The 13,900-nt window shown below is 42.1% G+C and carries 12 protein-coding genes; 7 read left to right on the top strand and 5 right to left on the bottom strand.

Annotation, left to right across the window (positions count from 1 at the left end):
* Nucleotides 1-70 precede the first annotated feature (70 nt).
* On the top strand, nt 71-1,156 hold the full coding sequence (locus VK664_RS02905) for a redoxin domain-containing protein (RefSeq protein WP_461397101.1): 1,086 nt from the start codon (nt 71-73) through the stop codon (nt 1,154-1,156).
* Nucleotides 1,157-1,513: 357 nt separating this feature from the next.
* Here the strand turns inward: VK664_RS02905 and mutS are convergent, their stop codons facing one another.
* Nucleotides 1,514-4,126: a DNA mismatch repair protein MutS gene (gene mutS / locus VK664_RS02910; protein WP_461397102.1), complete on the bottom strand. Its 2,613-nt coding sequence runs from the start codon at nt 4,124-4,126 to the stop codon at nt 1,514-1,516.
* Between the two features lie 461 nt (nt 4,127-4,587).
* On the opposite strand from mutS, the gene VK664_RS02915 reads away from it, so the two are divergent.
* The 4 genes from VK664_RS02915 (at nt 4,588) to VK664_RS02930 (ending at nt 8,090) form a co-directional block, all read left to right on the top strand.
* Nucleotides 4,588-5,139: an RNA methyltransferase gene (locus VK664_RS02915; protein ID WP_461397103.1), complete on the top strand. Its 552-nt coding sequence runs from the start codon at nt 4,588-4,590 to the stop codon at nt 5,137-5,139.
* A gap of 29 nt (nt 5,140-5,168) precedes the next feature.
* On the top strand, nt 5,169-6,104 hold the full coding sequence (locus VK664_RS02920; RefSeq protein ID WP_461397104.1) for a UbiA-like polyprenyltransferase: 936 nt from the start codon (nt 5,169-5,171) through the stop codon (nt 6,102-6,104).
* A 16-nt stretch (nt 6,105-6,120) separates the two neighbouring features.
* Nucleotides 6,121-6,537: a Holliday junction resolvase RuvX gene (gene ruvX, locus VK664_RS02925; protein WP_461397105.1), complete on the top strand. Its 417-nt coding sequence runs from the start codon at nt 6,121-6,123 to the stop codon at nt 6,535-6,537.
* A 1,430-nt stretch (nt 6,538-7,967) separates the two neighbouring features.
* A complete protein-coding gene (locus tag VK664_RS02930; protein WP_461397106.1) occupies nt 7,968-8,090 on the top strand; it encodes a hypothetical protein in 123 nt (40 codons plus the stop codon).
* 63 nt (nt 8,091-8,153) lie between these two features.
* Here VK664_RS02930 and VK664_RS02935 read toward each other — a convergent pair whose 3' ends face one another.
* Nucleotides 8,154-8,681, bottom strand: coding sequence for a helix-turn-helix domain-containing protein (locus VK664_RS02935; RefSeq protein WP_461397107.1), 528 nt, complete (start codon nt 8,679-8,681; stop codon nt 8,154-8,156).
* Nucleotides 8,678-8,917 carry a DUF4160 domain-containing protein gene (locus VK664_RS02940; RefSeq protein ID WP_461397108.1) on the bottom strand — a complete coding sequence of 80 codons (240 nt, stop codon included), beginning with the start codon at nt 8,915-8,917 and terminating at the stop codon, nt 8,678-8,680. The genes VK664_RS02935 and VK664_RS02940 overlap by 4 nt, the downstream gene beginning before the upstream one ends.
* A gap of 239 nt (nt 8,918-9,156) precedes the next feature.
* Here VK664_RS02940 and def point away from each other — a divergent pair, with 239 nt between their 5' ends.
* Nucleotides 9,157-9,735, top strand: coding sequence for a peptide deformylase (def, locus tag VK664_RS02945; RefSeq protein ID WP_461397109.1), 579 nt, complete (start codon nt 9,157-9,159; stop codon nt 9,733-9,735).
* Between the two features lie 5 nt (nt 9,736-9,740).
* Nucleotides 9,741-10,940, top strand: a complete 1,200-nt coding sequence (locus VK664_RS02950; RefSeq protein WP_461397110.1) for a hypothetical protein — start codon at nt 9,741-9,743, stop codon at nt 10,938-10,940.
* 98 nt (nt 10,941-11,038) lie between these two features.
* Here VK664_RS02950 and VK664_RS02955 read toward each other — a convergent pair whose 3' ends face one another.
* A complete protein-coding gene (locus VK664_RS02955; RefSeq protein ID WP_461397111.1) occupies nt 11,039-12,097 on the bottom strand; it encodes an RluA family pseudouridine synthase in 1,059 nt (352 codons plus the stop codon).
* A gap of 71 nt (nt 12,098-12,168) precedes the next feature.
* The gene (gene ggt, locus VK664_RS02960) at nt 12,169-13,893 is read right to left on the bottom strand and encodes a gamma-glutamyltransferase (RefSeq protein WP_461397112.1); all 1,725 of its coding nucleotides are present in this window, start codon (nt 13,891-13,893) and stop codon (nt 12,169-12,171) included.
* Between the last annotated feature and the right edge of the window lie 7 nt (nt 13,894-13,900).

The raw sequence follows: 13,900 nt of genomic DNA on the forward strand, positions 1-13,900 counted from the left end.
GATACGAGTAGTCTAATTAAAATTTTACACCCGCTGGTTCTAGATACATTTGAATATAAATATTAAATCTATGAACGCTCTGAAAAAGACATGCTTCTTGTGTATCCTTTTAGTTTCAGCTACTTCAGCAATAACTCAAACTTTTAGAATAAGCGGGACAACCAGCGGAATTGTGGATGGAACCTGGTTGTATTTAAGAACCGCCTCACCGGAAAAAATGCTGGACTCCGCAAAAGTGCAAAATGGAAAATTTCGTTTAAGTGGTAAACGGGATGAAAAGGCTCAAATGGTCATTATTTTCACCTCCAGATATAGTAATTATGTAAGATTCTGGGCTGAAGAAAACGTCCGCATACATCTTAACGAAGGCGAGTTCAAAAAAGCTGTAATTATAGGATCTAAAACTCAGTCTGAAAACGAAAGGCTTTTAATACTGAAAGTACCGCTAGATAAAAAAGAGGATAGCCTTTCCAGGCTATATCAGACTGAAAAAGATTCGGTACGAAAGAAAATATTGCAGGATAAAATCAGAATTGCGAGGACTGAAAACCAGAATTTTGATATAGAATACATCAAAAGCAATTCAAAGTCTTTAGTCAGCGCCTATTTATTAGATATCTATGCCCCAATATTGGGTAAAGAAAAGACGGTTGCGTTATATCAAAATTTAAGTCCGGAAATAAAGCAAACTTCATTTGCAAAGCATATCAGTAATTTTATTGAACTTAATAAAGATATTCAAGTCGGCAATAAATTCTCTGATTTTGAACAAGTGAATTCCAATGGGAATAAGGTTAAGCTGTCATCTGTTAAAGGAAAGTATACTTTATTGGAGTTTTGGGCTTCATGGTGCGGACCTTGCAGAAAAGAGAATCCTTCACTCGTGGCGACATATAACATCTTTAAAGATAAAGGTTTTGTGATTTTTGGTGTTTCTGCTGATGAAAATAAAGCTTTCTGGTTGGAGGCAATTAAGGAGGATAAGTTGCCTTGGGAAAATGTGAGCGACCTAAGGGGGGATAAAAATGAAGCAGCCGTTATATATGGAATCACTGCTTATCCGTCTAATTATTTGATTGACGAAGACGGGGTAATAATCGCAAAAGATTTAAGAGGCGATAAATTGAAGAAGAAATTAGAAGAGTTATTGCCGTGATTTAGTAATCACGCTGAGTATTACATGTTCGAAGCAAATGTAACCCGTGGAGTACCCTATCAGTTAAATTCTTTTGGGTTAACGCGAACAGTTCCGGATATTTCATAAACTTCAAGATATTGCTAATTTTAATTGTTTATTGAGAATCAGGTAAATTTCCAGATTCTTTGAATACTCTAAGATCCCCAACAAAGCCGATCAGGGCAATAAAAGCGGATCGGAGACAAGAACAGCTCCCGGCATCAGCAAAGGTGTTAACCACGGGACACAGCCAAACAAAGGCACCATCCCGCTCACACGGAGCGAAGGAATGCAAAAGAACTCTGCAAAATTGTGCTGATACCACGCTCAAGATCTCTATTTAATCATACCTTTTATATCCTGCAGTTTCAACAAAGCTTCCACCGGTGTCAACCTATTGATATCAGTGTCTTCAAGCAACTTCCTGATCTGGTCAAATGTTTCACTATGGGCATCAAAGATGGAAAGCTGGATCTTTGGAGTCGATAGTTTTTTCACCTGTTCACCTATTGAAGACTTTGCCCCACCCGGGTCAACATTTTTTTCTTCGAGCTGGGAAAGAATTTCATTTGCGCGGCTAATCAAAGCCGGGGGCATACCCGCCATTTTCGCCACATGTATACCAAAGCTGTGTATGCTTCCACCCGGTGCAAGCTTTCGCAAAAAGATAATCTTGTTTCCGACTTCCTTATTTGTTACATGATAGTTCCTGACTCTTGGAAGTTTGTTTTCCAGTTCATTCAGCTCATGGTAGTGGGTGGCAAAAAGTGTTTTCGGTTTATGCTGGCTGTTATGAAGATATTCGGCTATGCTCCAGGCAATCGAAATACCATCGTAGGTACTGGTACCCCGGCCGATTTCATCAAGCAGCACAAGACTGGACGATGTAATATTGTTGATGATGCTGGCGGTTTCATTCATCTCCACCATAAAAGTTGATTCACCACCACTCAGGTTATCATTCGCACCAACCCTTGTGAAAATTTTGTCAGTCAGTGGAATTCTTGCAGATGAGACCGGTATAAAACTTCCCATATGGGTCATCAGGGTGAGTAGTGCAGTTTGCCTCAGTATGGCGCTTTTACCACTCATGTTCGGTCCCGTAAGTATTATGATCTGTTGGGCGTTTGAATCCAGCATTATGTCGTTCGGGATATACGATTCTCCTACAGGCAGGTTTCTTTCGATCACCGGGTGCCGGCTTTCAATCAGTTCAAGCTCCTGGCCTTCATGCAACACTGGTCTCTTATATTGAAACTGTAAGGCATTATTTGCAAAACAAGAGATACAATCTATGATCCCGAGAATATTACCATTCACCTGCATGGGTGAGATATAGTCCTGCAGTTCGAGCAATAGTTTTTCATACAGGTCGATCTCTATTGCCTGGATTTTGTCTTCTGCACCGGTAATCTGTTCTTCGTATTCTTTTAATTCCGGGGTAATATACCTTTCGGCGTTTGTGAGGGTCTGCTTTCTTGTCCAGGCATCCGGCACTTTCGATTTATGAGAATTGGTCACCTCCAGGAAATAACCAAACACATTATTGAAACCTATTTTTAGGGTAGTGATCCCCGTTAGTTCCGCTTCCTTTTGCTGAAGTGCCACCAGGTATTCTTTGCCACCTGTTGCAATTTTTCTCAGGTGGTCAAGATCTTCGTTAATCCCGGATCTTATTACCGCTCCCCGGGCCGCCGTGATCGGTGGATTTTCAGCGATTTCCCGGGTAATTTTTTCAAGTATATAAACACAAGGATTTAATGCATCGCCCATTCTTTTCAGGTACTCACTCGAAGCGCCGGCACAGGCCTTTTTGATTTCGGCGATATGCGTGAGTCCGCGTGCAATCTGCATTACTTCGCGGGGGTTGATCTTTTTCATCGGGATCTTGCTCACCAATCGTTCTACGTCCCCGGTCTGCCTGATATGCTGGGTCATCCCATTGCGAAGGGTAGGGTCCTTGATAAAATATTCAACAAGTTCCAGCCTCTCATTGATTTTGCGGCTGTCTTTTAATGGCAGAACGATCCAGCGTTTCAGCAATCGTGCACCCATCGGGGAAACTGTATTGTCGAGAGTTTTAAGCAGTGTCTGCCCGTTCTCGCTACCGGTTCCAAGAAGTTCAAGATTACGGATCGTAAACTTGTCCATCCAGAGATAATCTTCCTGGTCCAGCCGCTGGATGGCCGTTATATGCTGCAGGTTTGGGTGTTCGGTATCTTTCAGATAATGCAGAATCGCACCGGCGGCAGTAATTGCATCTCCCATTTCTTCGATGCCGAAGCCCTTAAGGGAATGGGTCTGGAAATGTTTTAACAGGCTTTCCGTGGCATAACCACGGTCGAAAATCCAGCTTTCCAGCGTATAGGTATAAAAACGGGTTCCGAAAGTTTCTTTGAAATGTTTCTGGTAGCTGCGTTGAAAAATGACTTCAGCAGGTTTCAGGGTCTGGAGCAGTTTGTCCGCATATTCCTGGTTTCCTTCGGCAACAAAAAATTCTCCCGTTGAGATATCAAGGAAAGCGATGCCGAGATGGTCATCTTCAAAATGAATACTGGCCAGGAAGTTATTGCTGGTATGGTCAAGCAGTTTATCATTGGTGGCAACGCCCGGAGTCACTAATTCGGTAACCCCTCTTTTTACTATCCCTTTTGCCAGTTTTGGATCTTCCAGCTGGTCACAAATGGCGACCCGGTAACCGGCTTTTACCAGTTTATGCAGGTAGGTGTCAAGGGCATGATGCGGAAATCCCGCCAATTCACTGGATGAAGGCGAACCATTGTTCCTTTTAGTCAAAGTGATTCCAAGGATCTGGGAAGCAAGGATGGCATCCTCACCAAATGTTTCGTAAAAATCACCTACCCTGAACAACAGGATTGCATCCGGGTATTTCTGCTTAATTGCCCGGTGCTGCTGCATAAGGGGGGTGTCTGCACTCGTCTTAGCCATAGGGGCAAATATAAAATGAAATCAGGTCCGGAAAGCCTAAATCTAAGGGATGTGCATAGTATGTTAGTGGAGGAAAAATCGGTGAAATGGAGTATAAAAAACGGGTTAAACCAAGAGATAATCACCGGTTAAACCAGGAGATAATCAATAGGTATTTGGAAGCAGTATTGGTTGGCGGCGTAAAAAATAGCCTTTTATATAAAACTTCTGATAACCCCTATTATAGCGAACACAAGCATAGTTAACAACTCAAAAGCAAAGTACAGCGCCCAGCCCCTGCGCATCCGCCTATTGGGTTTTTTACACAAATGGTCATTTGATGTCTTTTCCATAACCAAATATAAACCTTTTGCCGGACAATTTATCTGCCAGAGCCTTGATGGAAGCAAGGTTTAAACGTCTGAAAAACGGTATAAAAATATTGGTTTCCTGAAAGGTTTTTTAGGGTTTACCTTTGCGCGATGCGTAAACTGACTATGGACGAGCTGAACCGCAAATCGGTGAGCCAGTTTAAGGATTCAGATAAAATTCCAATCGTAGTTGTAATGGATAATATCCGCAGCATGCACAATGTGGGCAGTGTGTTCAGAACAGCAGATGCATTCCTGATCGAACGCATGTATTTGTGCGGATACACACCTCAACCGCCTCACCGGGATATCCAGAAAACAGCTTTGGGGGCCACCGAAACGGTAAAATGGGATTATTTTGCAGAAACCGTTGAGGCAGTAACGCAGCTGAAATCGCTTGGTTATCTTGTATATGCGATAGAGCAGGCGCATCAGAGTGTGCCGCTTCATTCGTTCAGTCCCGGCGGTGATCAGAAACTGGCTGTTGTATTCGGTAACGAGGTAACCGGGGTGGCTGATGAGGTACTGGTACTCTGCCATGGTTGCCTGGAGATTCCACAGCTTGGAATGAAACATTCATTAAATATCTCGGTTGCCGCAGGGATTGTTTTGTGGGAGTTGGTGAGGAGCCGGTTAAGTATACCATTGGTTTCGGAAGGGTAGTAAGAACATAAGATTATGCAAACAATATTATGCAAACAGTAAAAAATTATCTGAGTCTCGTAAAATTCTCACATACCATTTTTGCAATGCCATTTGCAATGATCGGGTTTGTACTTGCTTTACGTTATTATCCTTTTCATTCTGGAACAGCCGATCCGGTCACCGGTTTCCCGGGGTTGGTATCCGGATCAGATAGCCTGTCTGCCAGCTATATAATTGTCAAACTGGTATTGGTAATTGCCTGTATGGTTTTCGCCCGTTCTGCAGCTATGGCTTTTAACCGATATCTCGATGCACATTTTGATGCACTTAATCCACGTACCGCTATCAGGGAAATCCCTGCCGGTATCATTTCACATAGTTCAGCCCTCCGGTTTGTGATTTTTAATTGTATTGCTTTCGTGATCTGCACCTGGTTTATTAATAAAATCTGTTTTTTCTTATCGCCCATAGCATTATTTGTAATCCTTTTTTATAGTTATACAAAAAGGTTCACACCGCTTTGTCACCTCGTACTTGGACTTGGCCTTTCGCTTGCGCCGATTGGTGCTTATCTCGCGGTAACGGGCGAATTCAGCCTATTACCAGTACTTTTTTCATTAACAGTGCTTTTCTGGGTCAGTGGATTTGATATCATCTACGCATTGCAGGATGTGGATTTTGACCGGTCACAACAACTCTATTCTATTCCCGCCTATTTTGGAAAAAAACGAGGGCTGCGGATTTCTGAATTGCTTCATTTGCTGAGTATCATAACAGTTGTTTTCGCAGGGATTTATGCAGGCTTCGGTACCTGGTACTGGCTTGGGGTAGCAGTTTTTATATCTATGCTCGTTTACCAACACTCTATTGTTAAGCCGGAAGATCTCCGCAAAGTAAACCTCGCATTTATGACTGCCAATGGAATAGCCAGCGTGGTATTTGCCGTATTTGTTATCCTTGATCTTGTATTGAATCAGGCTTAGCCTTTATCTTCACGGCATGGCAAGAATTATTGCGATTGATTATGGACTAAAACGAACCGGCCTTGCTGTCACTGATCCTTTCCAGATCATTGCCACAGGACTCACTACGATCGAATCACCGAGAATCATTAATTTTCTCAAAGACTATTTTTCAAAAGAACCGGTTGAACTTATCATTATCGGTGATCCCAGGAACTGGGATGATTCGGATACCCATGCAACTCCTTTGGTGAGAGAAGTGATTGTTAGATTGAAAAAGAAATTTCCAACTATCCCCGTAGAAACTGTTGATGAACGTTACACATCCAAAATGGCTTCCCAGGCCATGATAGATATGGGCATGAAAAAAATGCAGCGCAGGAACAAAGCGCTGGTGGATGAAATTGCTGCCACGATTATGCTCCAGGAATATCTTCAGAAAAAAGGAGGCTAAAGAATTTTAGTTTCGTTTGTTGAAGACAAAATCGTTGTACATAAGTCTAACAGATCAATATTAAGTCTTAGCAACCAGGTGTAAATTCTTATTGCAGTTTAAAGGGGAAGCAGAGGAAGGCCAAAAAGTTTACCAACGATCTATATGGTTCAACCACTATTGCAGCTAGTCTGACCCGCTCTGCAATGATTGTCATAGATGTGTTGAAAGGAAAGAAAACTAATTTGCGTTCGGGTGAGCATCTTAATGTTGCCGGTATGTCAAGCAGTCAACTAAATCACTTTTTGACTGGTTTAATAAGACAGGGTTTTAAAGGTAAAGTTAAAACTGATTAATCTTATGTTATACATCATAGTTAGAGTGGCAAAGATCCTGGTAATTCTTTTGTTATGCTTGAGTTTATTTTTTTGGTTGGCGGCTCATGCAAGCGGGCATAAAATCCCGTCTAAAACAAACTGGTATTTTGGAGTAAGTGCAGTGCTACTGACGGGATTAGCCGTAACATTGCGCCGAAAAAGTGTCAAAATGAAATCTTGACTACGAGAAAATATATATCGTTGATTTCTGATCCAACCCCTATATGGGTTTATCTCATACTCAGAAACACCTGGTGTGTGGACAACAACACGGTAGTTTCGCCTATAGGCTACAGCGATCAGTATGACTACACCATGGATAGATGGAACTCTGTTGAAAAAATCTTTCGAAACTTTAATACAATTTGTTGGAGGTGAAGTTGCAGGGCGTGGCGCCTCTTACAGAATCTTTTTTTATGGGCAAGGTGAAATAAATAGAAGAATTTTTCCCCAAAAATGAAAATGACAAATTTTAAAAAATTGCACTTCCTATTATGGATATTGTGCTCCTGTGGTGCTAGCAGTGACTATTCAGAAGGCCTGAGCGGAGGATGGGAGTTTATTCGAGAGAGTGCAGACGGAAAGATCCTGTATCGAGGTATCGATGATAGAAGTGTCCCATGTAAGATCCTAGCTTTCGATTATAATCGAGACTTCATAGTGGCTGCTCAGCGGCCAACGAAAGAATGTTTCAACGAAAAAGATACGATATATTATAAACAGGGTAAAAATGACATTTATTACTGGATAATATCACACCATCCCGATTCGATTTATGGGCCTCTTCTTCCCGGCGAATATTATGTGTTACGGGGTATTTTAAAAGTTCCCGGCGAGTTGCGTCTTGATCTAAAAGTATTATAAGTTTAAAATCGTCATATGCTTGACCTTCGATTTTTAACTTACTGTGTGTGGTCACCCCTTTTATATAACGCTATTACCCTGCCATTTCCAGGCCTGTCTATGTTACGAATTAAATATCAACAGGGCTTGCCAACAAACTGTCCCTTGTGGGACGATAAGACTTTTGTATATTGAAGGTCTCTAGTGAGAGAAGTGATTGTTAGATTGAAAATGAAATTTCCAACCATCCCCGTAGAAACCGTTGATGAACGTTACACATCCAAAATGGCTTCCCAGGCAATGATAGATATGGGAATGAAAAATGCAGCGCCGGAACAAAGCGCTGGTCGATGAAATTGCAGCTATCGATAGTGCTGCAGGAATATTTGCAGAAAAAAGGTTATCAGATCCGATGGGTTAAGATTTTATTTTTATCTCCAGTTTCTTGCGCAGACCATACGCAACAATTTTTTCCAGCGTGTGTAATTCAATACCGGCTTCATCGTTTTCAATACGGGAAATATAGCTGCGGGATGTTCCGCTGCGGGTCGCTAATTCCAATTGAGTCATACCTTCTTTTTCCCTGGCTGCTTTTATTTTAGCGCCGAGCGTATCAGGGGACAGCTTTATTTGTTCGACAGGAATACTGGCTTTATACAAGGTATCCGCACCGATTTCAAAGGGCACTTTTATTTGCTTATCCTTAAACTGAATGCCCTGCTCAATATTATCCCACGAAAGCGTATGGTTGTTCAGTTTCACTTTATTGAAAACGGAAGATTTCAGCAATTTAGATACAGGGGATGATTTATCCTGCAACATAGCCGCAAAACTCTTTCTAAAATCAATTAACCTTGATTCGCCATTGTTAAACACAACAGAAATTGTCAATCCCTCAATTGAATTGATTTGTAATATCCGTGGTATTTTGGCAATCTTTCTCATTTTTTCAAACCTGGGTTCAAAGCGTAAAATGTATATAGGGCTGCATCTTCATTTTCTTTCAGCCATTCAATAGCTTTCCTTAGTTGTTTTACCGGCAAACTACCTGCATAGATTTCTCTTGTCTTTATTACCAGTAAGGCTTCAAATTCACTATACACCGCGTGTATATGTGGGGGAACATGATCGATACTATAGATATTTATCTTAATGCCTTCAAAAAAATCAATTGTTGGCATTCGTTCCAGATTACAAATGTACCTAATTAGGTACGAGTTTGAAAATTATTTTTACATCTCTTTTGTATTTTTTCAGGATGCGGATATGCATGTGTATCATTGCCGTCCAAATTGGCCGAAAACGAAACATAAAACGTAAAAATTCATGGGCAAAAGTCCGTCAGAAGAATGCAGGTAACCAACGCTGAATTCTCCTTGCGATGCAGTATTTTTGCGGTTCTTAAACCGGAATTCCGCATATGATTTTACCTATAGTAGCGTATGGATCGCCCATTCTCAGGACAGTGGCAAAAGATATCAATCCTGACTATCCCGGCCTGGCTAAGCTCCTGGAAGACATGTGGGAAACCATGTATGCCAGCAATGGGGTAGGGCTGGCTGCCCCGCAGATAAACAAGGATATACGGTTATTTGTGATTGACAGTGCCCAGATCTTCGAAAACCAGGACGATGAAGACAAGGGCCGGTACCCGGACGAACCCGGAACAAAACAGGTTTTTATCAATGCCCATATCGTTGAATTCGGTGGTGATGACTGGGCCTACAATGAAGGTTGTCTCAGCATTCCAAAGATTCGTGAAGATGTTTTCCGCAGCAAAACCGTAACACTCGAATACCTCGATGAAAATTTCGAGCCGCAAACAAAAACCTTTGATGGCATCACCGGCCGGATTATCCAGCACGAATATGATCATACTGAAGGTAAACTCTTCATTGATTACCTGAAGCCTCTTAAACGCAAATTGCTGAAGGGTAAACTGGACGACATAACAAAAGGTAAAGTGAAAGTGGATTACCGTATGGTCTATAAACCTTAGCGTTTATGCCCTTCACAATGGGTGCAAAAGTTTCAGAACTACAAGCTATATTTCAAAATATTGATGGCGCAGATGACGCAATCTCACGTATCACAGTTATCTATTCTGAGGCAACAGGTAACATATTTTCAGGCATCACTGGTTTTTTTACTGATGCAGCAGCTGATACCTTTTCGCGCATAATTGTTTTTTTCGCTGATGCTTATCTCATAGGTTGTAAACAACAAATTCTTTCAATCCTCCGCATAACTTTTGGATTATTACGTATGTCATTTGGATTATCAGGTACCTTATTGGTTCTTCAACTTTTTTGTATTTCTGCAAATGGACAGGACTCCTCTGTGGTGTTCGACGATAAAGCCGTTACCCTTAAAGAAGTTATAGTCCGCAGCAATCTTAATGTTGCAAAGTTTATTGAACGTGTACAGGAAGACAGCAGTTTTTACAAGGCCTTCAAAAACCTCCATATTCTTGGGTATACGGCTTTAAATGATATCCGGATGATGGGCAAAAATTCCAAAACAATTGCCACCGTCAACAGTCGCACCCGGCAACAGGTTAAAGAAGGGTGCCGATGGATGGAAACCCTGGAAGAATCAACTACCGGAGACATATACACGAAGAAAAAAGAATGGAATTATTATACCGCTGAAATGTATGCGGGTTTGTTTTTTACCAGCGATACAATCTGCGGTGAAAACAATATTGTCGGCAACGCCACGATATCAAAAAAAGGCAAATCAGGTATTCAAAAACACAAGGAGCAGCTTAAAATGCTTTTCTTCAATCCCGGTAAAAAAATACCAGGCATACCTTTTATCGGCGATAAGATTGCCATCTTTGAAGGAGATGCAGCTAACCGTTATGATTTTATCATAGACATGCAACCCAGGAATAATGAGATGTGTTATGTGTTCACCGTTATTCCCAGGAAAGACCTTAAAGCAAATGAAAAAGATCAGATTGTTATCAATGAGATGACCACCTGGTTCCGCATCTCATCATGGGAGATAGTCGCCCGGAATTATAACCTCAGTTACCGCGCAGGTGTTTATGATTTCGATGTAGACCTGCAGGTAGAACTCGGTCAATTTGGTGACTTACTGGTACCAAAAGTTTTACATTATCGCGGTAACTGGAACGTAGTCCTGAAAAAAAGAGAGCGCTGCTTTTTTACGGCCACGCTCTTTGATTTTACAAGATGATTTACATTTGATTTTACAAGCTGATTTCGAAGGAAATCTTTGAAATAAGATCACTCATCACTCCACTCATAACTCATAACTCATAATTCATAACTCTCTCAAACCAGGTCCTTGGCTTTCGTATAACCTCTCCACTTCTCAATCAGCTTCGTCATGTCTTCCGGTAATTCGCTATTGAAAACAACGTTCTCCCTGGTAGTTGGATGAATAAAACCCAATGTTTTTGCATGCAGTGCATGACGCGGACATATCGCAAAACAGTTATCTACAAACTGCTTATATTTATTAAAGACAGTTCCTTTTACAATCCGGTCTCCACCATATAATTCATCGTTAAAAAGTGGATGTCTGATATGTTGCATATGCACCCTGATCTGGTGGGTACGACCGGTCTCCAGTTCGCATTGGATCAGTGTCACATAACCAAATCGCTCCAATACCTTGTAATGAGTAGTCGCATCTTTTCCGACTTCGCCATCGGGATATGCGTCAAAGATTTTTCTGAACCTTTTGTGCCTGCCGATATGCGCTACTACAGTGCCGCTGTCCTGTTCCACATCACCCCAGACCAATGCCCGGTATTGGCGATGTACGGTGTGATCAAAAAATTGTTTCGAAAGACTAGCGACCGCCTTTTCCGTTTTTCCAAGGACCATCAATCCACTTGTATTTTTGTCAATCCGGTGAACCATACCAAACCTGGGCAAATTCTCTTCACTGAGTGCACTGTTCTGTTGAAGCAGATAATATGCGATACCATTGATCAGTGTTCCACTGGGATTACCACTGGCCGGATGAACCACGAGGCCCACCGGCTTATTGATTATTAAAATATCTGCATCTTCGAAGACGATATTCAAAGGCATTTTTTCAGGAATAATTTCTTCACCCCTGACCTCTTTATTGGAATAAACTATGATTTCCTGTCCCGGCTTGATTTTATAATTTGGTGAAATAGGTTTGCCATCAATCAACACCATCCCGTTCTCAATCGACTGCTGCACTTTGTTCCGGGTAGCCCCTTCGATCCTTGCAACAAGAAATTTATCAATGCGCATAGGTTCCTGCCCCCGGTCTACGATCAGGTTCATTCTTTCATATAATAATTCCTCCGGGCTGTCGTCCACGGCATCGTCATGCTCAATCTCTGTATTCATTCCTCAAATTTAATGTTGTTATTTAGTCCCATTGCGGGTCGGAACCTGTAAAGATAAGTGAATCAACCGGGTTAATATCCCGCTGCATCATCATCGCCTCTTCTGTCGGCAATTGCTTCGATCTTTCCATTGTCCGAAATCAAAATCAACTCAGTTCTCCCGATGGCACCACGTTGGGTGATCTTGTATCCCATGGCAGTTAACTTGTCCAGGGTTTCTTTAGAAATGTTTGATTCAACATATATCTCATCGGGCATCCATTGGTGGTGAAATTTGGGTTTGTTTACCGCATCTTCGGCACTCATTTTAAATTCAAGGATATTCACCAGCGATTGAAATACTGAAGTGGTTATCGTTGTTCCGCCCGGAGTTCCTACCACTATATAAGGCTTCTTGTTTTTTAGCACAATGGTTGGCGTCATCGAACTCAACATTCTTTTACCGGGTGCAATGGCGTTTGCAGCAGTGCCCAAAGCACCATACATATTGGCCACGCCGGGTTTAACACTAAAATCATCCATCTCGTTATTTAAAAGAAAACCGGCACCACCTACAACTGTATGACTTCCATAACCGCCATTAAGCGTGGTAGTCACTGAAACCGCGTTTCCTTCACGATCGTAAACCGAAAAATGCGTAGTTTCTTCGCTTTCGGGAATGGTGCCAGGTCCGATATTCCTGCTGGTGCCTGCTTTGCCAGGTTCATAATCCTTCATCCTGGCTTTGGCATATCCATCACTTATCAATGTCTTAACCGGTACTTTAAAATAATCAACATCACCAAGAAATTGTGCCCTGTCTGCATATGCTCGTCTTTCCACTTCAGTCATAAGCTGGATTGCCTGCCAGCTGAGAAATCCATATTTCGCTATAGGCTGATCAGCTATCATTTTCATCATCTGGGGAAGCAATACGCCACCACTGCTGGGCAAAGGCATAGTGATGATTTCATAACCTTTATAATCAAACGAAACTGCTTCTCTTTCCTTTGCTTCATAATTTTTTAGATCCCCATAAGAGATGATCCCGTTCGACCTGGACATTTCTTCCACTATCAGTTTTGCGGTTTCGCCCTCATAGAAGCCTTTTTTGCCTTTGTCACGAATGCGGGTCAATGTTTTTGCGAGATCTTTCTGGATTAGTGTATCGCCGGCTTTCCATTTCATCGCGTTTACAAAAACCGGGATCACCGTATTGTATTTATTAAATTCATCCTGGGAAGCGTTCAGTCCCCTGGCCTCGGCAGCTGTAATAACAAATCCCTTTTCTGCCAGCTCAATAGCCGGTTGAATCAAAACCTTGAAAGGAAGTTTTGCATATTTATGCGCCTTAAATGCCCCTGCAACTGAACCCGGAACTCCTGATGCAAGATGACCATTCTGGCTTTTGCTGACATCAGCATTTCCATCTTTATCAAGATACATGTCTTTGGATGCCGCACCGGGCGCCTTTTCCCTGAAATCAATGGCGAGCGTTTTTCCGCCCTTAAGATGGGCAAGCAGGAATCCCCCTCCGCCTATATTTCCGGCTCCCGGATAAACCACGGCTAAAGCAAGCTGGGTGGCAATGGCAGCGTCTACTGCATTTCCTCCCTGCTTCAGGATATTGATCCCTACCTGGCTTGCCAACGGATGCGCGGAAACCACCGCACCACTGTCAACCACCTGTTTCTTCTGAATATCGTATTTGAAGGCGTTGACGGGTATTAAGGGTGGAATGGATACCGCTGGTTTTGGGCTTTTGCAGGCAAATACCAGAGAAGCCAAAACCAGGGCGGAGATATATTTATTTTGCATCTATATT

The organism is Flavitalea sp. (assembly GCF_035489435.1).
Taxonomy (GTDB): domain Bacteria; phylum Bacteroidota; class Bacteroidia; order Chitinophagales; family Chitinophagaceae; genus DATHKG01.

What these genes read in the sequence shown, in the direction of transcription:
- VK664_RS02950 (WP_461397110.1), top strand. Translation starts at nt 9,741, where the DNA reads ATGCCCTTCACAATGGGTGCAAAAGTTTCAGAACTACAAGCTATATTT.
- VK664_RS02920 (WP_461397104.1), top strand. Translation starts at nt 5,169, where the DNA reads ATGCAAACAGTAAAAAATTATCTGAGTCTCGTAAAATTCTCACATACC.
- VK664_RS02905 (WP_461397101.1), top strand. Translation starts at nt 71, where the DNA reads ATGAACGCTCTGAAAAAGACATGCTTCTTGTGTATCCTTTTAGTTTCA.
- VK664_RS02940 (WP_461397108.1), bottom strand. Translation starts at nt 8,917, where the DNA reads ATGCCAACAATTGATTTTTTTGAAGGCATTAAGATAAATATCTATAGT.
- ruvX (WP_461397105.1), top strand. Translation starts at nt 6,121, where the DNA reads ATGGCAAGAATTATTGCGATTGATTATGGACTAAAACGAACCGGCCTT.
- VK664_RS02930 (WP_461397106.1), top strand. Translation starts at nt 7,968, where the DNA reads ATGAAATTTCCAACCATCCCCGTAGAAACCGTTGATGAACGTTACACA.
- VK664_RS02935 (WP_461397107.1), bottom strand. Translation starts at nt 8,681, where the DNA reads ATGAGAAAGATTGCCAAAATACCACGGATATTACAAATCAATTCAATT.
- VK664_RS02915 (WP_461397103.1), top strand. Translation starts at nt 4,588, where the DNA reads ATGCGTAAACTGACTATGGACGAGCTGAACCGCAAATCGGTGAGCCAG.
- VK664_RS02955 (WP_461397111.1), bottom strand. Translation starts at nt 12,097, where the DNA reads ATGAATACAGAGATTGAGCATGACGATGCCGTGGACGACAGCCCGGAG.
- def (WP_461397109.1), top strand. Translation starts at nt 9,157, where the DNA reads ATGATTTTACCTATAGTAGCGTATGGATCGCCCATTCTCAGGACAGTG.
- ggt (WP_461397112.1), bottom strand. Translation starts at nt 13,893, where the DNA reads ATGCAAAATAAATATATCTCCGCCCTGGTTTTGGCTTCTCTGGTATTT.
- mutS (WP_461397102.1), bottom strand. Translation starts at nt 4,126, where the DNA reads ATGGCTAAGACGAGTGCAGACACCCCCCTTATGCAGCAGCACCGGGCA.